This is a genomic window from Pseudoflavonifractor phocaeensis, from assembly GCF_038439875.1.
Taxonomy (GTDB): domain Bacteria; phylum Bacillota; class Clostridia; order Oscillospirales; family Oscillospiraceae; genus Vermiculatibacterium.
The window spans coordinates 266844-287586 of the sequence record NZ_JBCDMT010000005.1 but is presented as its reverse complement, the minus strand read 5'-3'; the positions used below and the strand labels follow the sequence as shown (position 1 = coordinate 287586).

Annotated in this window: 18 protein-coding genes; 16 read left to right on the top strand and 2 right to left on the bottom strand. The window is 63.2% G+C overall.

Annotated features, from left to right (window positions below):
• The first annotated feature begins 46 nt into the window (after positions 1 to 46).
• The 12 genes from AAEU42_RS11055 (at position 47) to AAEU42_RS11000 (ending at position 13865) form a co-directional block, all read left to right on the top strand.
• Positions 47 to 1222 (top strand): DEAD/DEAH box helicase, encoded by a 1176-nt coding sequence (locus AAEU42_RS11055; protein WP_342233611.1) that lies wholly within the window; start codon positions 47 to 49, stop codon positions 1220 to 1222.
• 16 nt (positions 1223 to 1238) lie between these two features.
• Positions 1239 to 2150, top strand: a complete 912-nt coding sequence (locus AAEU42_RS11050; RefSeq protein ID WP_342233610.1) for a DUF2156 domain-containing protein — start codon at positions 1239 to 1241, stop codon at positions 2148 to 2150.
• Between the two features lie 61 nt (positions 2151 to 2211).
• Positions 2212 to 3090 carry a GNAT family N-acetyltransferase gene (locus AAEU42_RS11045; protein ID WP_342233609.1) on the top strand — a complete coding sequence of 293 codons (879 nt, stop codon included), beginning with the start codon at positions 2212 to 2214 and terminating at the stop codon, positions 3088 to 3090.
• A 290-nt stretch (positions 3091 to 3380) separates the two neighbouring features.
• Entirely contained in the window at positions 3381 to 4316 is a 936-nt protein-coding gene (locus AAEU42_RS11040; protein WP_342233608.1) for an ABC transporter permease, read from the top strand.
• Between the two features lies 1 nt (position 4317).
• Complete coding sequence (locus AAEU42_RS11035) at positions 4318 to 5613, top strand: ABC transporter permease (protein ID WP_342233607.1); 1296 nt, start codon at positions 4318 to 4320, stop codon at positions 5611 to 5613.
• 20 nt (positions 5614 to 5633) lie between these two features.
• A complete protein-coding gene (locus AAEU42_RS11030; RefSeq protein WP_342233606.1) occupies positions 5634 to 6650 on the top strand; it encodes an ABC transporter ATP-binding protein in 1017 nt (338 codons plus the stop codon).
• Positions 6643 to 7707, top strand: coding sequence for an ABC transporter ATP-binding protein (locus AAEU42_RS11025; protein ID WP_342233605.1), 1065 nt, complete (start codon positions 6643 to 6645; stop codon positions 7705 to 7707). Before AAEU42_RS11030 ends, AAEU42_RS11025 begins: the two co-directional genes overlap by 8 nt.
• A 264-nt stretch (positions 7708 to 7971) precedes the next feature.
• Positions 7972 to 9750, top strand: coding sequence for a peptide ABC transporter substrate-binding protein (locus AAEU42_RS11020; RefSeq protein WP_342233604.1), 1779 nt, complete (start codon positions 7972 to 7974; stop codon positions 9748 to 9750).
• A 230-nt stretch (positions 9751 to 9980) separates the two neighbouring features.
• A complete protein-coding gene (locus AAEU42_RS11015) occupies positions 9981 to 11354 on the top strand; it encodes an MATE family efflux transporter (protein ID WP_342233603.1) in 1374 nt (457 codons plus the stop codon).
• A 1-nt stretch (position 11355) separates the two neighbouring features.
• Entirely contained in the window at positions 11356 to 11961 is a 606-nt protein-coding gene (locus AAEU42_RS11010) for a cytidylate kinase-like family protein (protein ID WP_342233602.1), read from the top strand.
• A gap of 33 nt (positions 11962 to 11994) precedes the next feature.
• Complete coding sequence (locus AAEU42_RS11005) at positions 11995 to 13155, top strand: sensor histidine kinase (RefSeq protein ID WP_342233601.1); 1161 nt, start codon at positions 11995 to 11997, stop codon at positions 13153 to 13155.
• Positions 13155 to 13865, top strand: a complete 711-nt coding sequence (locus AAEU42_RS11000) for a response regulator transcription factor (RefSeq protein WP_342233600.1) — start codon at positions 13155 to 13157, stop codon at positions 13863 to 13865. Before AAEU42_RS11005 ends, AAEU42_RS11000 begins: the two co-directional genes overlap by 1 nt.
• Before the next feature lie 61 nt (positions 13866 to 13926).
• Here the strand turns inward: AAEU42_RS11000 and AAEU42_RS10995 are convergent, their stop codons facing one another.
• Positions 13927 to 14709: an S-layer homology domain-containing protein gene (locus AAEU42_RS10995; RefSeq protein WP_342233599.1), complete on the bottom strand. Its 783-nt coding sequence runs from the start codon at positions 14707 to 14709 to the stop codon at positions 13927 to 13929.
• Positions 14710 to 14946: 237 nt separating this feature from the next.
• Here AAEU42_RS10995 and AAEU42_RS10990 point away from each other — a divergent pair, with 237 nt between their 5' ends.
• The 4 genes from AAEU42_RS10990 to AAEU42_RS10975 all read left to right on the top strand — a co-directional run bounded on the left by AAEU42_RS10990 (position 14947) and on the right by AAEU42_RS10975 (position 18082).
• Positions 14947 to 15513, top strand: coding sequence for a hypothetical protein (locus AAEU42_RS10990; protein ID WP_342233598.1), 567 nt, complete (start codon positions 14947 to 14949; stop codon positions 15511 to 15513).
• A 171-nt stretch (positions 15514 to 15684) separates the two neighbouring features.
• Positions 15685 to 16530, top strand: coding sequence for an ABC transporter substrate-binding protein (locus tag AAEU42_RS10985; RefSeq protein WP_342233597.1), 846 nt, complete (start codon positions 15685 to 15687; stop codon positions 16528 to 16530).
• A gap of 87 nt (positions 16531 to 16617) precedes the next feature.
• Complete coding sequence (locus tag AAEU42_RS10980; protein ID WP_342233775.1) at positions 16618 to 17373, top strand: amino acid ABC transporter permease; 756 nt, start codon at positions 16618 to 16620, stop codon at positions 17371 to 17373.
• Positions 17360 to 18082 carry an amino acid ABC transporter ATP-binding protein gene (locus AAEU42_RS10975; protein ID WP_342233596.1) on the top strand — a complete coding sequence of 241 codons (723 nt, stop codon included), beginning with the start codon at positions 17360 to 17362 and terminating at the stop codon, positions 18080 to 18082. The genes AAEU42_RS10980 and AAEU42_RS10975 overlap by 14 nt, the downstream gene beginning before the upstream one ends.
• An 89-nt stretch (positions 18083 to 18171) precedes the next feature.
• Here AAEU42_RS10975 and AAEU42_RS10970 read toward each other — a convergent pair whose 3' ends face one another.
• The gene (locus tag AAEU42_RS10970) at positions 18172 to 20655 is read right to left on the bottom strand and encodes a putative bifunctional diguanylate cyclase/phosphodiesterase (RefSeq protein ID WP_342233595.1); all 2484 of its coding nucleotides are present in this window, start codon (positions 20653 to 20655) and stop codon (positions 18172 to 18174) included.
• Positions 20656 to 20743 lie beyond the last annotated feature (88 nt).

Here is a 20743-nt window from a genome sequence, read left to right as displayed (position 1 = left end):
CTACACTGTAAGGCGAAAAACGCTGTCAGAAAGGGTTTGTGCCCATATGGAAATCAATGGTGAACAGGTAAACGAAATCAAACGCTACGATGAGCTGGGCTTATCGGCGGAAATATTGAAGGCGGTGGACAAGAAGGGCTACGTCCAGGCCACCCCGGTCCAGGCCGGGGCCATCCCCTACTTTATGGAGTGGAAGGACGTCATCGCCAAGGCCCCCACGGGCACGGGCAAGACCTTCGCCTTCGGCATCCCCATGGTGGAGCACACCGACCCCGAGGGGACCGACGTCACCTCTCTGGTGCTGGCCCCCACCCGGGAGCTGGCCATCCAGATCCAGGAGGAGATCCGGGACCTGTGCGCCTTCAAGGAGGGCGTGCGCACCGTCTGCCTCTACGGCGGCCAGCCCATCGACAAGCAGATCACCCAATTAAAGAAGCACCCCCAGATCGTGGTGGCCACGCCGGGGCGGCTGATGGACCACATGAAGCGGCGCACCGTCCGCCTGGACCACGTGGAGACCGTGGTGCTGGACGAGGCCGACCGGATGCTGGACATGGGCTTTATCCGGGACGTGACCCACATCCTGGACCAGATCAAGTCCCGGAAGAACATCGGCATGTTCTCCGCCACCATTTCCCGGGAAGTCATGGACATCTCCTGGGTCTACCAGCGCGACCCCGTGGAGATCACCGTCCAGGCCGACCTGGACAACAAGCCGGACATCGACCAGTACCGCATCGAGGTGGACCGGGGGGCCAAGGCAGAGCTGATGCTCCAACTCCTGGCCCATGGGGGCTACGAGCGGGCCATCGCCTTCTGCAACACCAAGAACATGACCGACCGGCTCACCGGGCTTCTGCGCATGGGGGGCGTCACCTGCGAGGCCATCCACGGCGACATCCAGCAGGTGACCCGGGAAAAGACCCTGGGCAAATTCCGCCAGGGCCGGCTCCAGGTGCTTGTGGCCACCGACGTGGCCGCCCGGGGCCTGGACATCGACGACGTGGACGCCGTGTTCAACTACGACGTGCCCGACGAGAATGAGTACTACGTCCACCGCATCGGCCGCACCGGCCGGGCCAAGCGCCACGGGGTGGCCTACACCTTCGTCTCCGGCATCCACGAGGGGCTGCGGATGGACGAGATCGTCAAGGGCACCCGCAACGAGGTCAAGCGGCTTCGTTATGAGAAGGGCACGTTGGAAGAACTCAGCGAAAAGTAAGGAGCTAATTCATTTTATGATCGAATTTCATACCCCCCTCCCCGCCGATAAAGCCTGGGTGGACGCCCGTCTGGCCAAGGGGAATTACCGGGGCTGCGAGTACAGCTTTACCAACCTCTTTGCCTGGGCCCCCGCCTACGACCAGCAAATTGCCGACGTGGACGGGTTCCTGGCCGCCCGGGTTCGGGGCGCCCTGGGCTACGGCTACCTGTGGCCCGCCGGGTCCGGGGACCTGGATGGTGTCCTGGCCCAGCTGGAGCGGGACGCCCAGGACCGGGGAGAGCCCTTCCGCCTGGTGTGCCTCACCCCCCGGCAGGTGGAGGAGCTGGAGGCCCTCCGCCCCGGACAGTTTGCCGTCACCGCCGACCGGGACGGCTTCGACTACCTCTACGAGATCGACAAGCTGGCCGACCTGGGCGGGCGGAAGCTCCACTCCAAGCGCAACCACTGCAAGCGCTTCCAGGAGAACAACCCCACCTGGACCTACGAGGACATGACCCCCGGCGCCCTGGCCGAGTGCATCGAGATGGACGCCGAGTGGGACCGCCGCAGCCGGGAGCGGGAAGGGGCGGAAGAGGCCCAGGACATGACCAACGAGAAAAAGGCCCTTCTCCTGGCCGCCGACCACTTCCAAGAGCTGAAGCTGGAGGGCGGCGTCCTCCGGGTCTACGGCGAGGTGGTGGCCTTCTGCATGGGGGACGTGCTGTCCTCCGACACCTTTGACGTCCACTTCGAGAAGGCCTACGGGGAGCTCCAGGGGGCCTTCGCCATGATCAACCAGTGCTTTGCCCGCCGGGTGCGGGAAAAGCACCCCGAGATCAAATACCTCAACCGGGAGGACGACATGGGCATCGAGGGCCTGCGGAGGGCCAAGGAGTCCTACTACCCCGACCGGATGGTGGAAAAACACAGCGCGGCGCGGAAATGAAGCCGCGCCCCTACCTTAAATATAGAACCGCCTGTGATGTTCTTGAAAGGAAGTGACCTGCATGGTGGAACTGCGCGCCTCCCGGCGGGAGGAGGTCCCCCGGCTCAAAGAGCTTTGGAAGCTGGCCTTTGGGGATGAAGACAGCTATATCGACTTCTTTTTTGAGCGGCTCTATACCCCTGAGCGGATGGTGCTGCTGGCGGAGGACGGGGTGCCCATGACCATGCTGGCCCTCCTGCCCATGACCTTTTCCAACCGGGACGGGGAGCCCGCCCGCATGTCCTATATCTACGCCCTGGCCACCGCGCCGGAGGCCCGGCTGAAGGGCTACGGCCGCCAGCTCCTCAACTACGCCGACCACTACGCCCGGCAGGGTGGGGCGGACTGCATCTCCACCGTCCCCGCCGAGCCCAGCCTCCACCGGTTTTTCGGCACCGTGGGCTTTCACGAGTGCTTTTCCACCCGGAAGGTGGAGTTCCTGCGCCAAAAGCTGCCCAAGGCCGGAGAGGGGGACTCCATCTCCCCCGCCGCCCCGGCGGAGTACAACGCCCTGCGCTGTGGGCTCCTGCGGGGGATCCCCCACCTGGCCTGCGCCGATGAGCTGGTGGAGTACCAGAAGGGGCTCTCCCGGATGGAGGGGGCGGACATCTACCTGATCTCCGCCGCCGGGGTCCAGGGCTGCGCCGCCGCCGAGTACCTCAATGAGGAGACCGTGCTGGTGAAGGAGCTCATCATCGCCCCCGAAGCCATGGCCCACGCCGCGGCCCAGATTGCCAAGGCGCTGCCGGCCGTCCGCTACCACTTCCGCACGCCAGCCCCCTGGACCGGCCTGCCGGGGAGCTATATCCAGCCCTTTGCCATGATGAAGTGGTATGACCGGGCCAAACAGGAGGCCTGGGGGGCGGACACCAACTGTTATATGGGCCTGGCCTTCGACTGAGCGGGTCGGAAACAGGCGGGAGACGCAAATGCAGGCGGGATTTTTACCGCCTGCATTTGTCTTTATATGACGGACAAAATGGAGAAAAATGACGGTATGGGGCGGACAACTTGCGGAACGATTGTCCGTGGCGGGCGGACAAATGTCAAGAATAACGAAGCCAGGAATAATTTTGAGGCCGGGAAATCCTTGACGGGACAGCCTCTATGCGATAAAATAAACGAACCGTTTGGCGCGGGAAGGCAGGAAACCTTGTCATTCCCGCAAAGTGAATCTTAGGGAGTGACAAAATGGCAAAATACATTTTGAAGCGTGTGCTCATGGCTCTCGTCACGGTCTTCGTGGTGGCCTCGCTCACCTTCTTTCTGATGAAAGCCGTTCCCGGCAATCCGTACATCGGAGAAAAATCCCCCCCGCCCTCCGTGGTGGCGGCCATCACCGCCAAGTACGGCCTGGACAGGCCTAAAATTGAGCAGTACGGCATCTACATGGGCAACCTGCTCAAGGGCGACCTGGGCGAGTCGGTGAAGCTGGGTAAGGGCCGTCCGGTCATCGACATCATCACCACCATGTTCCCCACCTCCGCCAAGATCGGCGCCATCGCCCTGAGCTGGGCGGTGGTGGTGGGCGTGCTGCTGGGCTGTGTCTCGGCCTACAACCGGGGCAAGGCGGCGGACTCCGCCCTCCGGGTGGTGTGCACCGTGGGCATCTCCATGCCCTCCTTCGTGGTGGCCACCTTACTGCTCCTGCTGCTGTGCGGGGCGGGCAAGCCCTTCCCAACCCTCTTTGACGCGGAGCTATGGCAGTCCTACGTGCTGCCCTGCGGGGCCCTGGGGCTTTATCCCATGTGCTACATCGCCCGGCAGACCAGAACCTCCATGCTGGACGCGCTGAACCAGGAGTACATCAAGACCGCCCGGGCCAAGGGCCTGGCCACCCCCCGCATCGTTTTGAAGCACGCGCTTCGTAACGCCCTTATCCCCGTCCTCACCTACCTGGGCCCCCAGATCGCCTTTACCCTCTGCGGCGGCTTCGTGGTGGAGACGGTGTTCACCATCCCCGGCCTGGGCCGGTATTTCGTCCAGTCCATCACCGCCCGGGACTACCCGGTCATCATGGGGACCACCATCTTCCTGGCCGCCTTCGTCATCCTGATGAACCTGCTGGTGGACCTGCTCTACAAAGTGGTGGATCCCCGCATCAACCTTGGAAAGGAGAATGGCTGATATGGCAGAGAAGAAACCCCTCCGAAAGCCCTTCTCCCTCCATCTCAATGAGGAGGCCTTCGACTTCGGCGGCCTTACCGGCGCGGACTTTGCCCCCGCAACCAACCAGGAGAAGGAGAACTTCATCCAGGACCGCCCCGCCACCTCCTATTGGAAGGACGCCTGGCGGCGGATGCGCAAGAACACCGTGGCCATGGTGGCCCTGGTGATCCTGGTGTGCATCGTGCTCTTTGCCTTCGTGGGCCCCGTGGTGGTGCCCTACGGCTACGATGAGTTCAACTCCGGGGCGGAGAACCTCCACCCCTGGCACTACTCCCTGGAGGACCAGCTGGCCATCGAGGCGGCCATGGTCACCCCGGAGCAGGCGGTGGAGCAGGCCAAGGCGGAAGCCGAGGCCGAGGGCAGGACCCTCACCCCCATCCAGATCGCCCAGATCCGGGCCAAGGCCAAGGCCGCCGGGGACCGGGAGACGGTGATTCAGGAGTTGGGCATCAAGTACAAGCCCTTCGGCTATTCCCGGGCCGAGCTGGAGCGGAAGGCCGCCGGGGAGAATGTCTTCCCCCACATTTTCGGCACCGACGGCTTCGGCCGTGACATCATGGTCCGGGTCATGATGGGCGCCCGGGTCTCCATGCTGGTGGGCATCTGCGCCGCCCTGCTGGTGCTGTGCATCGGCGCCCTCTACGGCTCCATCTCCGGCTACTGCGGCGGGATGGTGGACGCGGTGATGCAGCGGATCGTGGAGGTCATCCAGTCGGTGCCCGAGGTGCTGGTCATCCTCCTCATGTCCACGGTGCTGCGGGCCTCCCTCAACGACTACGTCAGCACCCACACGGGGGCCTTTGCCAGCCTGCTGAACGTGCTGGGGGCCAACATCATCGCCATGTTCATCGCCTTCGGCCTGCTCTATTGGGTGACCATGTCCCGCATCATCCGGGGGCAGATCCTCCAGCTCAAGCAGCAGGAGTACGTCACCGCCGCCCGGGCCCTGGGCGCCAAGCAGGGGCGCATCATCAAGCGCCACCTGCTCCCCAACTGCGTGGGACAGATCGTCACCACCACCTTCCTGCAGATCCCGTCCGCCATCTTCCTGGAGAGCTTCCTCTCCTTCCTGGGCGTGGGCGTGGACACCCCCATGACCAGCCTGGGCTCCATGTGCTCCGACGCCCTGGGCGGCATGTACACCTACCCGGAGCGGCTGCTCATCCCCGCCGCCCTGCTGAGCGTCACCATCCTGTGCCTGAACCTGGTGGGCGACGGCCTGCGGGACGCCCTTGACCCCAAGCTGAAGAAATAAGAAAGGAGGAGACAAGACCAATGAGCGAATATGAACACCTTTTGGAAGTGAACGACCTGCACGTCTCCTTCTTTACCCCCGCGGGCGAAGTCAAGGCGGTGGGCGGAATCACCTATACCCTGGACGAGGACGAGGTCATGGGCATCGTGGGCGAGTCCGGCTCGGGCAAGAGCGTGGAGGCCTACTCCATCATGGGCCTCCTCCAATCCCCCGGCAAGGTCATCGGCGGCTCCATCACCTTTGAGGGGGAGGACGTGCTGGCCAAGGACAAGAAGGAGATGACGGCCTTCCGGGGCAGCCGGGCGGCCATGATCTTCCAGAACCCCATGACCAGCCTCAACCCCGTCTATACCATCGGAAACCAGCTTATCGAGGCCCTCCGGGCCCACGACAGGTCCATCCCCAAGGAGGAGGCCGCCAAGCGGGCCATGGACATGCTCACCATGGTGGGCATCAACAACGTCCAGCAGCGGATGAAGCAGTACCCCCACGAGCTCTCCGGCGGCATGCGCCAGCGGGTGATGATTGCCATGGGCCTCATCTGCCACCCCAAGCTCCTCATCGCCGACGAGCCCACCACCGCCCTGGACGTGACCATCCAGGCCCAGATCCTGGAACTGATGAAGTCCCTCCAGGCCAAGACCCACATGGGCATCATCTTCATTACCCACAACCTGGGCGTGGTGGCCGAGATCTGCGACAAGGTCTGCGTCATGTACGCCGGCAAGATGGTGGAGCAGGGCCCGGTGGACGACATCTTCTACTCCCCCGCCCACCCCTACACCGAGGGCCTCCTCCGGTCCATGCCCCGGGTGGACGCCGAGAGCCACGAGCGGCTCATCCCCATCGAGGGCACCCCCGTGGACATGCTCAATCCCCCCGAGGGCTGCCCCTTCGCCCCCCGGTGCGAGCACTGCATGAAGATCTGCCTTCAGAAAATGCCTCCCTATGTGGAGGTGGGCGAAGGCCACCGCTCCGCCTGCTGGCTGAGGGTGCAGGAAGCCCTGGAGCAGAAAGGGGGCGCCGAGAATGGCTGAGAAGCTTCTGGAGGTCAAGAACCTCACGAAATACTTTCCCGTCAAGGGCATGAAGGGCCCCGGCGTCCAGGCCGTGGAGAACGTCTCCCTCTTCATCAACAAGGGGGAGACCCTGGGTCTGGTGGGAGAGTCGGGCTGCGGCAAGACCACCCTGGGCCGGACCATCCTCCGGCTCCACGAGCCCACCTCCGGCCAGATCATCTATGATGGAAAGACCATCTATCAGCACGAGTACCCCTTTGACGCCCAGACCGTTATGGAAAAGGATTCGGAGGGCCAGGAGCATTCCCGCACCGTCCTGGTGAAAAAGAACGTGGCCAAGGCCAAAGAGGTGGACATGTTCCCCCTGCGGCGGAAGATGCAGATCATCTTCCAGGACCCCGCCGCCTCCCTGGACCCCCGGATGACGGTGGGCGACATCATCGGCGAGGCCATCGACATCCACCACCTGGCGGACAGCAAGGCCGCCCGCACCGCCCGCATCAAGGAACTGCTGGGCCGGGTGGGGCTGAACACCGAGCACGCCAACCGCTTCCCCCACGAGTTCTCCGGCGGCCAGCAGCAGCGGGTGGGCATTGCCCGGGCCCTGGCGGTGGAGCCGGAATTCATCGTCTGTGACGAGCCCATCTCCGCCCTGGACGTGTCCATCCAGTCTCAGGTGGTGAATATGCTGGAGGACATGCAGGCCGAGCTGGGGCTGACCTATCTCTTCATCGCCCACGACATCTCCGTGGTGCGCCATATCTCCAACCGCATCGGCGTCATGTACCTGGGCTCCCTGGTGGAGCTGGCCGAGAGCTACGAGCTCAACAAGAACCCCCTCCACCCCTACACCCAGACCCTCCTCTCCGCCGTGCCGGTTCCCGACCCGGAGGTGAGCCGCACCCGCCAGCGCATCGTGCTGGAGGGGGACATCCCCTCCCCCATGAATCCGCCCACTGGCTGCCGGTTCCACACCCGCTGCCCCTACGCCACCGACCGCTGCCGGGAGGAGACCCCGGCCTTCCTGGAACACGAGCCTGGCCACTGGGCCGCCTGCCACCTGCTGGATAAGTAAACGGCAAGGCCTGCTTTTGGGACGATCCTGCCCTGGATTTAACACTTTTGAAACAATTTTCTTTACAGGACCCCTGTCCCATGATACAATAACGGTGCGCCGGCAATCACGAGAATGCCGCACAAAGGCGCAAAGAACCTGGTTTGCCGCTTTCAGCGGCAAAAAGCCCCATATCATGTCCTCTGGACATGATATGATGATCCTATGTGTATCCGGCCCCTCCGGGGCGAACGCGATACAAATACGAAATGGAGGTTCCATTGCATGAAGAAACTTGTCTCTCTTGCCCTCGTCTCCGCTATGAGCCTGTCTCTCCTGGCCGGCTGCGGCGGCGAAAAGCCCACTCCCTCCCAGGCCCCCGCTGAGGAATCCAAGGCGGTCGCCGGCGAGGCGTTCAACATGAACGTCAACATCGCCTCCGAGCCCGAGAGCCTGGATCCCGCCAAGAACACCGCCTCCGACGGCAACGTCATGATCCAGCACATGTTCGAGGGTCTGATGACCTGGAAGGACAGCGGCGAGGCCGTGGAGGGCACCGAGAATGCCAACCTGGCCGGTCTGGAAAACGGCCAGATCACTGGCTTTGAGAAGACCGTCAACGACGACGGCACCACCACCTATATCTTCCACCTGCGGGACGATATCAAGTGGTCCGACGGCAAGGACGTCACCGCCGGCGACTTCGTCTACGCCTGGCAGCGCCTGGCCAACCCCGAGACCATTGCCGACTACTGCTACATGATCGACATGGTCGTGGGCTATGACGGCGTCAACGGCGGCCTGAACGAGAACGGCGTGCCTCTCACCGCCACCGAGCTGGCCAACGGCGTGGAAGCCGCCAGCTTCGCCCCCCTGGACACCCTGGGCATCAAGGCTCTGGACGACAAGACCCTGCAGATCGACCTGACCTATGACTGCCCCTATTTCCTGGAGATGTGCGCCTATCCCTCCACCTATCCCGTCCGCCAGGACGTGATCGAGGCCAACGGCGACCAGTGGACCCAGAGCCCCGAGACCTATATCTCCAACGGCGCCTACAAGCTCGCCAAGTGGGAGCACAACGCCGAGATCGTCATGGAGCAGAATCCTGAGTACTACGGCGTGGAGGAGCTTGGCCCCGACACCATCACCTTCAAGCTGATGGACAACAACAACGCCATGCTCACCGCCTTCAACGCCGGTGACCTGGACTATATCATGGATATGCCCGTGGACGAGATCCCCACCCTCATGAACGAGGGCCGGCTGAACATCGTTCCCCAGATCAGCATCTACTACGCCTCCTACAACGTGGAGAAGGCCCCCTTCGATAACCCCCTGGTCCGTCAGGCCTTCACCCTGGCCATCAACAGCCAGTATATCGTGGACAACATCACCCAGACCGGTCAGGTGCCCGCCACCGGCTACGTGCCCGCCGGCGTGACCGTCAGCGGCACCACCACCGACTTCCGGGCCGAGGGCGGCGACTACTGGACCGCCCCCACCACCGACGAGCAGTATCAGAAGAACTGCGAGCAGGCCCGCCAGCTTCTGGCCGACGCCGGCTATCCCAACGGCGAGGGCCTGCCCACCATCACCTATATCTACAACACCAGCGACAACCACAAGAAGATCGGCGAGGCCCTTCAGCAGCAGTGGAAGGACGTCCTGAACGTCAACGTGAAGCTGGAAAACCAGGACTGGAACGTATTCCTGGACAACCGTAAGCAGGGCAACTACCAGGTCGCCCGCAACGGCTGGAACGCCGACTACAACGACCCCATCACCTTCCTGGACATGTGGGTCACCGGCGGCGGCAACAACGACGCCCAGTATTCCAGCGCCGAGTTTGACGAGGCCATCAAGCAGGCCAAGTCCACCTCCGACCCCGCGGAGCGCGCCGCCGCCATGCACAGGGCGGAGGACATCCTCATCGGGCAGGATTGGGTGCTGGCCCCCATCTACTTCTACACCTACAAGTTCATGCTCAACGACAACATCCAGGGCTTGTACTACAAGCCCACCGGCCAGGTCTTCTTCAAGTACTGCACCCAGAAGGGCTGAGACGGAAACCAGCGCAGGACCGGGGAGCGGCCGCCTTTTGGCGGCCGCTCCTTTTTTGTTGGAAATGCCCTCGGAAGAGGGGGATTTTTCCCCGCTGTTTTTGGGCACACCGCCCGGGAGAGCTGTGGTATACTAAACTATAAGAAAACAGTATGGTTGTAACTTTTCTGTGAAGGCCGTTTCACGGGAGAGCCGCAGCCATACTGTTTTTTATTTTGGAGGTGTTTGATATGAACGAAACCGTGAATCAAGAGCTGGCCCGGACCCCGGTGGGGCGGCTCATGCTCCGGTTTTCCATCCCCTGCATCCTGTCCCTGCTGGTGTCCGCACTTTACAATATCGTGGATCAGATCTTTATCGGCCGCGGGGTGGGCTATCTGGGCAACGGGGCCACCAACGTGGTCTTCCCCATTACCGTCATCACCTTGGCCCTGGCACTCTTTGTGGGGGACGGCTGCGCCGCTTATCTCTCCCTCTGCCAGGGCCAGGGGGACACCGAGAGCGCCCATCGGAGCGTGGGGAGCGCCGTCACCGTCACCGTGCTGTGCGGGGTGGGGCTCACCCTCCTCTTCGCCCTCTTCCGGGAGCCCATCCTGGGGGCCTTCGGAGCCACCGAGGCCAATGTCTCCTATGCCAGGGAGTATTTTGCCTTCCTTCTCCCCGGACTTCCCTTCTTTATGTTCGGAAACGCCATGAATTCCGTCATCAGGGCCGATGGGGCGCCTAAATTCGCCATGCTCTCCACCCTGGCAGGGTGTATCATCAACGTGATTCTGGACCCCGTGGCCATCTTCGTGCTGGGGTGGGGCATGATGGGGGCCGCCCTGGCCACCATCCTGGGCCAGATCGTCACGGCCCTGCTGGCGGTGTGGTATCTCGCCCACGCCCGGACCTTCCGGCTGAGGGGGGACAGCTTCCGGCCCAGCGGCCGCCTGCTGAAAAAATTTCTCCCTCTGGGGGTGAGCAGCTTCATTACCCAGGTGTCCATCGTGGTCATCATGGCCGTTATGAACAACGTGCTGGTGTTTTACGGCGCCCAGTCCAAATACGGCTCTGACATCCCACTGACGGTGGTGGGCATCGTTATGAAAATGTTTCAGATCGTGGTATCCGTGGTGGTGGGGGTCGCCGCCGGCTGCCAGCCCTTGGTGGGGTATAATTACGGCGCCGGACAGACCGGCCGGGTGAGGGAGATCCTCAAGATCATGCTGGCCGCCGAGGCGGCGGTAGGGTTTTTCTCCCTCTTTTGTTTCCAGGTATTCCCTCTTCAGATCACCGCCCTCTTTGGCAGCGAGAGCGGGCTCTATAACGAGTTCGCGGTGAAGGCTTTTCGAATTTTTCTCGCCGCCATCCCCCTGTGCTGTATCCAGAAGGCGGCGAGTATTTTTCTTCAATCCCTGGGCAAGCCGGTGCAGGCCATGGCCCTGTCCCTGCTGCGGGAGTTCGTGCTGAGCGTGCCTCTGGCCATCTTTTTGCCAAAAATTTGGGGCGTGGAGGGTGCTCTCTATTCCGCTCCGGCCGCGGATGTGGTATCATGGATAGTAGCCGTTGTTTTGCTGGCCCGGGTCTGGGGCCGGCTGGACGAAAAAAAGGAGTGTGACTGAGATGGAAGGGACCTATTATATCACGATTGGCCGCCAGTTTGGCAGCGGAGGCCGGGAGGTCGGCAAAAGGGTGGCCCAGGCCCTGGGCATCCCTTATTACGACAAGGAGTTGCTGGCGGTGGCCGCCAAGGAGAGCGGCCTGAGCCATCAGTTCTTGGAGAGCTATGACGAAAAGCCGACCAACAGCTTCTTTTACTCCCTGGTCATGGGACAGCAGAACCTCCTCTCCGGCGCCCACGGGGTGACGGTGGAGCAGCTGGCCGCCAAGGCCCAGCGGGAGGCGGTGCTCTCCGTGGCCGAGAAGGGCAGCTGCGTCATCGTGGGCCGGTGCGCCGACTACCTGCTGCGGGATAAGCCCGGCCTTCTGCGGGTGTATATCTCCGCAGACTGGGACAAGCGGGTGGAGCGGGTGTGCCAGCGGGACGGGGTCACCCCCAAGGAGGCGGAGGAGAAGATGCGCCGGATGGACAAGACCCGGGGCGCCTACTACACCTTCCACACCGACCGGAAGTGGAGCGCGGCGGAGACCTACGACCTGTGCATCAACTCCTCCCGGAAGGGCATCGAGGCCACGGCGGAGCTGATTTTGGACTTTGTCCGGCGGTAAGGGCCGGGCCTGACGGAAAGGGCGGCGGACACCATGGGCAATCTGCGGGCCAGGGGGCGTTCGGTTCTGAGGGCCCTCCCCCGGATCTTGCGGGACGGGGCCGTCACCGTGGCGCTGCTGGCGGCGGCCTCCCTGGGGAGCTGGCTCCTCCTTCAGCACACCGGCGTGGAGAACAACTCCGCCCTGGTGTATGTGCTGGCGGTGGTCCTCATCTCCATTTTCACCACAGGGTACACCTATGCCGTGGCGGCCTCCCTGGTGGCGGGATTTTTCCTCAACTATTACTTCATGTACCCCTTTGCCACATTTACCCTGGATCTGGCGGGTTACCCGGTGGCTATGCTGAGCATGGTGGCCGTGTCGCTGGTGGTGTGCACCCTCACCACCCGGCTGAAGATCCAGGCGGCGGAGGCGGTGGAGCGGGAGCGCAACGCCAAGGCCCTCTTCGAGCTCAACGAGCGGCTGGACCGGGAAAAGACCGCCATCCAGCTGGAAAAGGAGCGGGAGACCATCCGGGGCAACATCCTCCGGGCGGTGTCCCACGACCTGCGTACCCCTCTCACCGCCATCTCCGGGGCGGCGGCGGTGCTGCTGGAGGAAGAGGGGCGGCCGGAGCGGGATGTGTCCCTCCTCTCCGACATCAAAAGCGACGCGGACGCCCTTATCACCATGGTGGAGAACCTTCTCTCCGTGACCCGCATCCAGGGGGAGGGGGCCCAGATCAAAAAGCAGAGTGAGGTGCTGGAGGAGGTGGCGGGGGACGCGGTGCAGAAGATCCGCCGCCGGTTTCCCGAGGCCCGGGTGGCCCTGGCGCTGCCGGAGGATGTGCTGCTGGTGCCCATGGACCCCCTGCTCATCCGGCAGGTCATCTTCAACCTGCTGGAAAACGCCGTGCGCCACTCGGGAGCGCCGGAGGGGATCACCCTGGGGCTTTTCCGCCGGGAGAACTGGGCGGTGACCGAGGTGACCGACCGGGGCAGGGGCCTCTCCCCCGAGGCGCTGGAGGCGGTGCGGACGGGCCGCCCCCTCTCCGCCGCCACGTCGGGGGACGCCTCCCGGGGCATGGGCATCGGCCTTTCAGTGTGCCGGAGCATCATCACCGCCCACGGCGGATTTTTTGAGGCGGAAAACCTGCCCCAGGGGGGCGCGCTGTTCCGCTTCGGACTGCCCCTGGAAGAGGAGGAGACAGCGTGATGGAACAGCCGTTGATCCTGGTGGTGGAGGACGAGCGCACCATCAGCAACTTTATCTGCCGGGCCATGGCCTCCGCCGGGTACCGGGCCCTCCCCGCCGTCACGGGGAAAGAGGCCCTCACCCTCTTTTTCTCCCACCGGCCGGATCTGGTCCTGCTGGATCTGGGCCTGCCCGACATGGACGGGCTGGAGGTGCTGGAGCAGGTGGCCGCCGACCCCCAGAAGGATACCCCTGTCATCATCCTCTCCGCCCGGGACCGGGAGAGCGAGAAGGTGAAGGCCCTGGACATGGGGGCGGACGACTATATCGTCAAGCCCTTCGGGGTCCCCGAGGTGCTGGCCCGGATCCGCACCACCCTCCGCCACGCCCAGCGGGTCCGGGACGCGGCCCAGGGGGAGAAAAAGGAGCGCTACCAGGTGAAGGATCTGGTGGTGGACACCGCCAGCCACCAGGTTTTTGTGGGGGATCAGGAGGTTCACCTGACCCAGAACGAATTCAAGCTCATGGAGCTGCTCTGCCTCCACGCCGGGAAGGTGCTCACCTACGACTTTATCCTCAAGCAGGTCTGGGGGCCCTATGTGGCGGGGGGAAACCAAATCCTGCGGGTCAATATGGCCAACATCCGCCGTAAGCTGGGGGAGAATCCCTCCGAACCCAAGTATATCGTCACCGAGCTGGGCATCGGCTACCGGCTGCTGGAGGACGGGTAGAGATAACAAAACAGCGGGGACAGGCAAGTTTGCCTGTCCCCGCTGTTTTGCGTCCCCGCCCTCAGACGGGCTGGGCGGGAAGATCGGTGACTGCATCCAGATGGAAGCGGCTTTGCAGCAGCGTGACCGGGGCCCCCGCCCCGTCAGTGGCCAGAACATACTTGTAGGTGACCTCTCCGGTGGAGAGGACGCCGTCCCGGGTCTTTTCCATCACCGTGGCCCCCAGGGCGTTGTAGAGGAGCTGGGCGGTGTTTTCCCGGTTATAGGGCAGACTGGGGTCGGCGGCGTCCAGCCCGGCGAAGAGGTTGGCCTCCGGGGCGTTGGCGAAGGCGTTGGTGTTGATCTCCCAGTCGGGGCCGACGAGGCCCCAGACCTCGCTGTCGTAGCCCAGGCCCACCAGGACTACCCTGGCCAGCTCCGACCCGGTGACCAGGCCGTCGGGGTCAAAGGAGCCGTCCTCCCGGCCGGAGAACAGGCCCAGGACGGTGGCGTATTCGATATAGGGCTGGGCCCAGTGGCCGGCGATATCGGGGTAGCTGGACCCGGCGCCGAGGGAGGGCAGAAAATCCGGGTCGGTCCAGGGCGTCTCGCCGCCGGTGACCAGCAGGGCCGCCATTTTGGCCGCCTCGGCCCGGGTCACCGCCCCGCCGGGATCGAAGGAGCCGTCTTCCTTGCCGCTAATGACGTCCAGCTTGGCCAGGGTTGCCACAGCCTGCCAGTGAGTGACGCTTTTGGCGTCGGTAAAACTGCCGGCGTCCGCCGCCCCGGCCCCCAGGGCCAGCGCGCCGGTGAGCACGGCGCCGCACAGCGCCAGGCTCAAGACCTGCTTCCACGGTGCTTTCATGTCACATTCCCTCCTGTGATTTTTTTGAGTCCCGTCCGGTGGACGGGCTGAATCCAGCATAGCACCGTCCGGCGGGTTTGTAAAGCGGGGCGGGCCCTGCCGGAGGTTTAACGGTTTCTTTACGGCCCGACCCGGCTGGTTTACAGCCTTTTAACAGCCTTTTGGATTATGATGGCACCAGAGAGAGGGAGACGCCTCCCCCGCCCCGTATCCGAGAAGCGAAAGGAGCGTTCCAAGATGGAAAATACGCTGAATGAACTGCTGGAGCAAAATGAGAAGGTCCTCTGGTTTGGCCGCGTGGAGAAGAGCAGGCTGCTCGACGCCCCCGACCGCCGCCGCCAGATCGCGCTGTGGTGTGTGGCCGCGGTGTTCCTCATCGCCACCGTGGCCTTTGTGCTGCCTTATATGGCCGGGATCGGCCGCCCCGCCCAGGTGTTGGCCATCGCCTTTGTGGTCATCAACTTCGTCCCCCTGCTACTGGCCAGTCGGCCCGCCCTGGACAAGATGCTGCTGGAGGGAAAGACCCTCTACGCCGTCACCGACCGCCGGGTCATCGCCGTGGTGAAGAGCAACGTGTATGTCCTCCCTCTGGAGGGGCTGGACTTTGTCATTACCGGCCGCAGCGGGACCTGCGGCAACATCCGTTTCGGCGCCGCCGTCGGCTCCGACTCCCCCGACGACCGGGCCGACGCGGTGCTGGGGATCCAGGACCAGCGGCAGGTCACCGGCCTGGTCTTTTACCATATCGCCGACGTGGACACCGTGGCCGGACTGCTCCGCTCAGAGGAGCGCCCCGCCGCCTGACCAGTGAGTATTCCTTCATTTTCATCCTTTCTATTGGGAAAAGGGCCGCCTTTTTAGGCGGCCCTTTTCCCTTTTTTGGTGAAAAATACAAGTGAATAGGGCTTGCATTATTCCTGTATTGGCTGTATAATTATGCACAGTCTTAAGGAAAGACAAAAGGAGCGAATGAAAATGAAAAATTGGAAGAAGATTTTAGGCCTGGGCCTCAGCGCCGCCCTGAGCCTGTCCCTGCTGGCCTCCTGCGGCGGCGGTGCCACAACCGAGAGCGCCGCACCCTCCGCCCCGGCCGAGAGCCAGGCTGTGGAGAGCCAGGGCGCCGAGAGCGCCGCCCCCGCCGAGCTGAAGACCGTGGAGGCCGGCAAGTTGCACATGTCCACCAACGCCGCCTTCCCTCCCTATGAGATGACCACCGACAACGGCGGTTTCGAGGGTATCGACGTGGAGGTGGCCGAGGCCATCGCCAAAAAGCTGGGCCTGGAACTGGTGGTGGACGACATGGACTTCGACGCCGCCCAAGTCGCCGTTCAGCAGGGCAAGAGCGATATCTGTATGGCCGGCCTTACCGTAAATGAGGAGCGGAAAGCCGTTATGGACTTCTCCGATACCTACGCCACCGGCATTCAGGTCATCATCGTGAAAGAGGGCTCCGACGTGACCCTGGACACTCTGGGCGATCAACTCATCGGCACCCAGCGGGGCACCACCGGCGAGACCTACTGCACCGATGACTACGGCGCCGATCACGTGGTCCCCTATGACAATGGCATCACCGCCGTCCAGGCCTTGATGAATGATCAGGTGGACTGTGTGGTTATTGACAGCGCCCCTGCCAGCGAGTTTGTGGCCGCCAACCCCGGCCTGGTCATTCTGGACACCGAGTATACCAACGAGGATTATGCCATCGGCTTTGCCAAGGGCAATACCGCCCTGCTGGAGGCCGTCAACGGCGCGTTGGCGGAGCTCACCGCCGATGGTACTGTCCAGTCCATTCTTGACAAGTACATTGTTGCGGAGTAAAAGAGATACGGCGCAACTGGACAGAAAATGGAGAGAGGGACGGCGCAAGCCGCCCTTTTTCCTCTGTTTGAGGAAGGGGGAACGCCCATGGAGGCGCTTTATCTGCAGTTATCCGCGGTGAAGGATTTAACCTTCTGGCAGGACTTTTTCTTGAAGTTCTATCGGGCCTTCATTATGGAGAACCGTTGGCAGCAATATATCAAAGGGGTTGGGACCACACTGGCGGCTACGGCCCTGGCTCTGCTGCTGGGCGTCCTGCTGGGGCTGATCGTGGCGATGATCCGCACTGCCCACGACCAGCAGCGTCCCGGACACCGTAATCCGGTGCTTGGTTTTATCAATGCCGTGACAAAAGTCTATGTCACCGTGATTCGCGGCACCCCCATGATGCTCCAACTGATGATCTGGATGTTCGTGGTCTTTACCTGGAGCCGGAACGCCACTATGGTTGGTATTTTTGGCCTGGGTATCAATTCAGGGGCCTATGTTTCCGAGATCATTCGCGGTGGGCTTATGAGCGTGGACGGAGGACAGGCGGAGGCGGGTCGCTCCTTGGGCCTCAATTACGGTGACACCATGCGCTTTATCGTCATCCCCCAGGCCATTAAGGCCATTTTACCCTCTCTGGGCAACGAGTTCATTATGCTTTTAAAGGACACTTCCCTGCTGACCGTCATCGGCGGCAAGGAACTGCTCTACGCCGCCCGGGGTATCGCCAACCGCAACTATGAGCAGATGTTTCCCCTTTTTGGAGCAGCCGTCATTTATCTGGTGCTGGTAATGCTCTTCACCTGGCTGCTGGGCAAGCTGGAAAGGAGGCTGCGGGAAAGTGATCGACGTTAAAAACCTCTCCAAATCCTTCGGGGACCATCTGGTGCTGGACAATATCTCCGAGCATATCTCCCCGGGGGAAAAGGTGGTTGTCATCGGCCCCTCCGGCTCGGGCAAGTCCACCTTCCTGCGCTGCCTCAACCTGCTGGAGGAGCCCACCGCCGGCACCATCACCTTCGACGGCACCGTGGTCACTGACCCCAAGACCGACATCAACGCCGTCCGGCGGCAGATGGGCATGGTCTTTCAGCACTTCAACCTCTTTCCTAACATGACCATCCGCAAAAACATCACCCTGGCCCCCGTCCGCACGGGGCTGATGAAGCAGGAGGAGGCCGACGCCGAGGCCGTCAAGCTCCTGGAGCGGGTGGGGCTGGCCGACCGGGCGGACTCCTATCCCGCCCAGCTCTCCGGCGGCCAGAAACAGCGCATCGCCATCGTCCGGGCCCTGGCCATGAAGCCCAAGGTCATGCTCTTCGACGAGCCCACCTCCGCCCTGGACCCCGAGATGGTGGGCGAGGTGCTGGACGTGATGAAGGAGCTGGCCCATGAGGGCATGACCATGGTTGTGGTCACCCACGAGATGGGCTTTGCCCGGGAGGTGGGGTCCCGGGTCCTCTTCATGGACGGCGGCCACATCCTGGAGCAGAACACCCCGGCGGAGTTTTTCGCCAACCCCAGGGAACAGCGCACCATCGACTTCTTGTCCAAGGTGCTGTGAGCGAAAGAAAAGGCCCCGGAAACCTGTCGGTTTCCGGGGCCTTGTTTTTCATGTTTTGGACCGGAGGGGGACGCCCGTCAATGACGGCATTACAAGGGGGTGGCCACGCCCACCAACTCCACGGGGACGCCGTCGGCGTTCCAGGCGGAGGGGCGGCAGGTCAGGCGGAAAGGGGCGTAGCCGCCGCCGGCCTGCCTGGCGCGGACCTGGCTCTCGGCCACCGGGGCCCCGGCGGCGATCCGGCGGTACATATCCAGATAGGCCCCCTGGTCCTCCGGGGCGATCATGCCCCGGGCCAGGAAATCCTCCAGGGAGAGCTGGGTGAGCCCTCCCAGGGCCAGGCCGGAGGCGTGTTCCGACGAGGGCAGGAACAAGGTGTTCACCTCGTAGTCATAGCTCCAAAGGTCGGGCGGGGGGAAGGGGGATGGGAGGTCCCTCTCCTCCGCCGGGGTGACGTCGGTGAGGGTGCCCGCGTAGACGCAGGCCCCGGATGGGTCGGTCTGGAGGTAGGAGGCCAGCAGGGAGAGCCGGTAAAGGGGGCCGTGTTTGGAGATGGCGTGGAAAACCAGGCTGATGGGGGCGTGTTCCCGGGCGGCGGAGAGGATCTGCCGCTCCACCGGCTCACGCTCTTCTTCCGGGAGGAGCCGCCACTCCTGATGGGCCTTGTACAGCAGCTTGTACTCCAGGGGAGTAAAGCGCAGCAGGTTTTGCAGGCGGAAGGAGAGCAGCTGGAAGGAGAGGGCCCGGTCCGGGCCGATGGTAAGGTGGAATACGCTGGTGGGCAAGGCCTCCACGGTGTCGGCCAGCTCCAGCTTGGCCCCCAAAGTCTCGTGGCGGAGGGTGTCGTCCAGCAGGGTGATCAGGCAGAAGGGGCCGCCGCGCTCGCTGGAGGCCCAGCGGACCGTGCCGGTGACATAGTGGACGGTGCGGCTGGCCGAGGTCATGCGGAAAGAGACGGGGGAGGGCTCCCCCGTGGGGGCGGCGGTGAGCAGGGCGTTCACCCGGGGCAGGTCTTGAGGATCCACAAAGTCGTTAATGGGGTCGAAGTTCTGGCGGAGGACGGTATCCCGGTCGGGAAAACCGTAGAGCTCCGCCGCGGCCTGATTGAGGTCGGCCCAGTGCCAGGCGCCGGACCGCCGGGAATCGAGGCGGATGACCAGCATGGCGCAGCCCGCCAGATCCAGGACCTCCCGGCCCCCCTGGAGGGCGGTGATCTCCTGGTGGGAGTACTGGGGCAGGCGGTCCCAGCCCGACTGGTAGGGCAGGGCAAAGCTGCCCGCCTCCAAAAGCAGGTCAAAGCGGGCGGGTTCCACCGGTGGGGAGAAGAAGTACCCCTGGGCGATGTCGCAGCCCAGGGCTTCCATATGGGCGCATTGCTCCGCCGTCTCGGGACCCTCGCAGAGCAGGGGGGTGTTGAATTGGCGGCTGATGTAAGAGATGGAGGTGACCACGATGTCATTGCGCAGGGCCTCTCCCCGGTCGGGGCGGTCCAGGATGTAGGACTTGTCCAGCTTTACTACGTCGAAATCCAGGTCCCGCCACAGATTCATGCTGGTGTAGCCTGAGCCGAAGTCGTCGATGGAGACCCGGTAGCCATAGGCCCGCAGCTTGGCCACGGCGTCTTTGGCCTCGGCCGGGTCATTGAGCAGGACGGTCTCGGTGAGCTCGATCTCCAGGAGATAGGGCGGGATGTTCCGGTCCCGGGCCAGGCGGTTGAGGATATCGGCGAAGTCAGCGTGGTGAAGATGGCGGCGGGACATATTCACCGAGATGGGCACCACCGGCTTCTCCTGGGTCAGCCGGGTGCGGAGATAGTCGCATACCAGCCGGAAGATGAGCTGGTCCAGGGAGAGGATGAGGTCGCTCTCCTCCATGAGGGGGATAAACTGGTCGGGGAGCACCTGCTTTCCGTCGGGGCGGTCCCAGCGGGCTAGAGCCTCCGCCCCCACGATGGCGCCGGTGTGGAGGTCCACCTTGGGCTGGAGGAAGAAAGTGAACTGTTCATTGCGCAGGCCGGAGCGGATCTCCACCTCCAGCCGTTCCCGTTCCGCCAGCTTTTCCCGCAGGCTCAGGTCGAACCAGACCGCCCGGGTGCGGCCCAGGGCCTTGGCCTCTTTCCGGGCCAGGTTGGCGTCATCCATGGCCTGGATGAGCCCCGTCTGCCCGCCCTCGATCCTGCAGTAGCCGCAGGAAAAGCTGATGGAGCAGTCGGGGTACTGCCTGGCGATCCGGTCCTCCAGGGCGCACAGCGTCTGCTCCATGTTTTCCACCAGCTGGGCCATGGTGTCGGCGGCCGGGTCATACTGGGCCAGGCGGAGAAAATGGTCGGAAAAGACCCGGCTGCACAGTACGGTGCGGCGCATGGTCTTCAGCTGGGCGCTCAGATCGGAGAGGAGCCGGTCCCCGGCGGAAAAACCGTAGTGGTCGTTAAATTTTTTGAAACCGGTAATGTCGATGTAGCTGACTGTGAAGGCCCTGTCCTGGCCCGCAGACGCGATCAGGGCAGCGGCTTCCGTGACGAAGCCGCTGTAACTGGTAGCGGTATGAATCTGGGCGTTCGGGCTGGCGATCATATTTTTGTCCCTCTTCCAGCAACTTTTATACTTCTATTTTACCGTATTTTTTCCAATATGCAACCCTTTTAAAAAGAGCAGCGGCACT

Coding starts and splice junctions, on each gene's coding strand:
- AAEU42_RS11010 (WP_342233602.1), top strand. CDS start 11,356: ATGGAAGGGACCTATTATATCACGATTGGCCGCCAGTTTGGCAGCGGA.
- AAEU42_RS11020 (WP_342233604.1), top strand. CDS start 7,972: ATGAAGAAACTTGTCTCTCTTGCCCTCGTCTCCGCTATGAGCCTGTCT.
- AAEU42_RS10980 (WP_342233775.1), top strand. CDS start 16,618: ATGGAGGCGCTTTATCTGCAGTTATCCGCGGTGAAGGATTTAACCTTC.
- AAEU42_RS10990 (WP_342233598.1), top strand. CDS start 14,947: ATGGAAAATACGCTGAATGAACTGCTGGAGCAAAATGAGAAGGTCCTC.
- AAEU42_RS11035 (WP_342233607.1), top strand. CDS start 4,318: ATGGCAGAGAAGAAACCCCTCCGAAAGCCCTTCTCCCTCCATCTCAAT.
- AAEU42_RS10995 (WP_342233599.1), bottom strand. CDS start 14,709: ATGAAAGCACCGTGGAAGCAGGTCTTGAGCCTGGCGCTGTGCGGCGCC.
- AAEU42_RS11050 (WP_342233610.1), top strand. CDS start 1,239: ATGATCGAATTTCATACCCCCCTCCCCGCCGATAAAGCCTGGGTGGAC.
- AAEU42_RS11030 (WP_342233606.1), top strand. CDS start 5,634: ATGAGCGAATATGAACACCTTTTGGAAGTGAACGACCTGCACGTCTCC.
- AAEU42_RS10970 (WP_342233595.1), bottom strand. CDS start 20,655: ATGATCGCCAGCCCGAACGCCCAGATTCATACCGCTACCAGTTACAGC.
- AAEU42_RS11005 (WP_342233601.1), top strand. CDS start 11,995: ATGGGCAATCTGCGGGCCAGGGGGCGTTCGGTTCTGAGGGCCCTCCCC.
- AAEU42_RS11040 (WP_342233608.1), top strand. CDS start 3,381: ATGGCAAAATACATTTTGAAGCGTGTGCTCATGGCTCTCGTCACGGTC.
- AAEU42_RS11015 (WP_342233603.1), top strand. CDS start 9,981: ATGAACGAAACCGTGAATCAAGAGCTGGCCCGGACCCCGGTGGGGCGG.
- AAEU42_RS11055 (WP_342233611.1), top strand. CDS start 47: ATGGAAATCAATGGTGAACAGGTAAACGAAATCAAACGCTACGATGAG.
- AAEU42_RS11025 (WP_342233605.1), top strand. CDS start 6,643: ATGGCTGAGAAGCTTCTGGAGGTCAAGAACCTCACGAAATACTTTCCC.
- AAEU42_RS11000 (WP_342233600.1), top strand. CDS start 13,155: ATGGAACAGCCGTTGATCCTGGTGGTGGAGGACGAGCGCACCATCAGC.
- AAEU42_RS10985 (WP_342233597.1), top strand. CDS start 15,685: ATGAAAAATTGGAAGAAGATTTTAGGCCTGGGCCTCAGCGCCGCCCTG.
- AAEU42_RS11045 (WP_342233609.1), top strand. CDS start 2,212: ATGGTGGAACTGCGCGCCTCCCGGCGGGAGGAGGTCCCCCGGCTCAAA.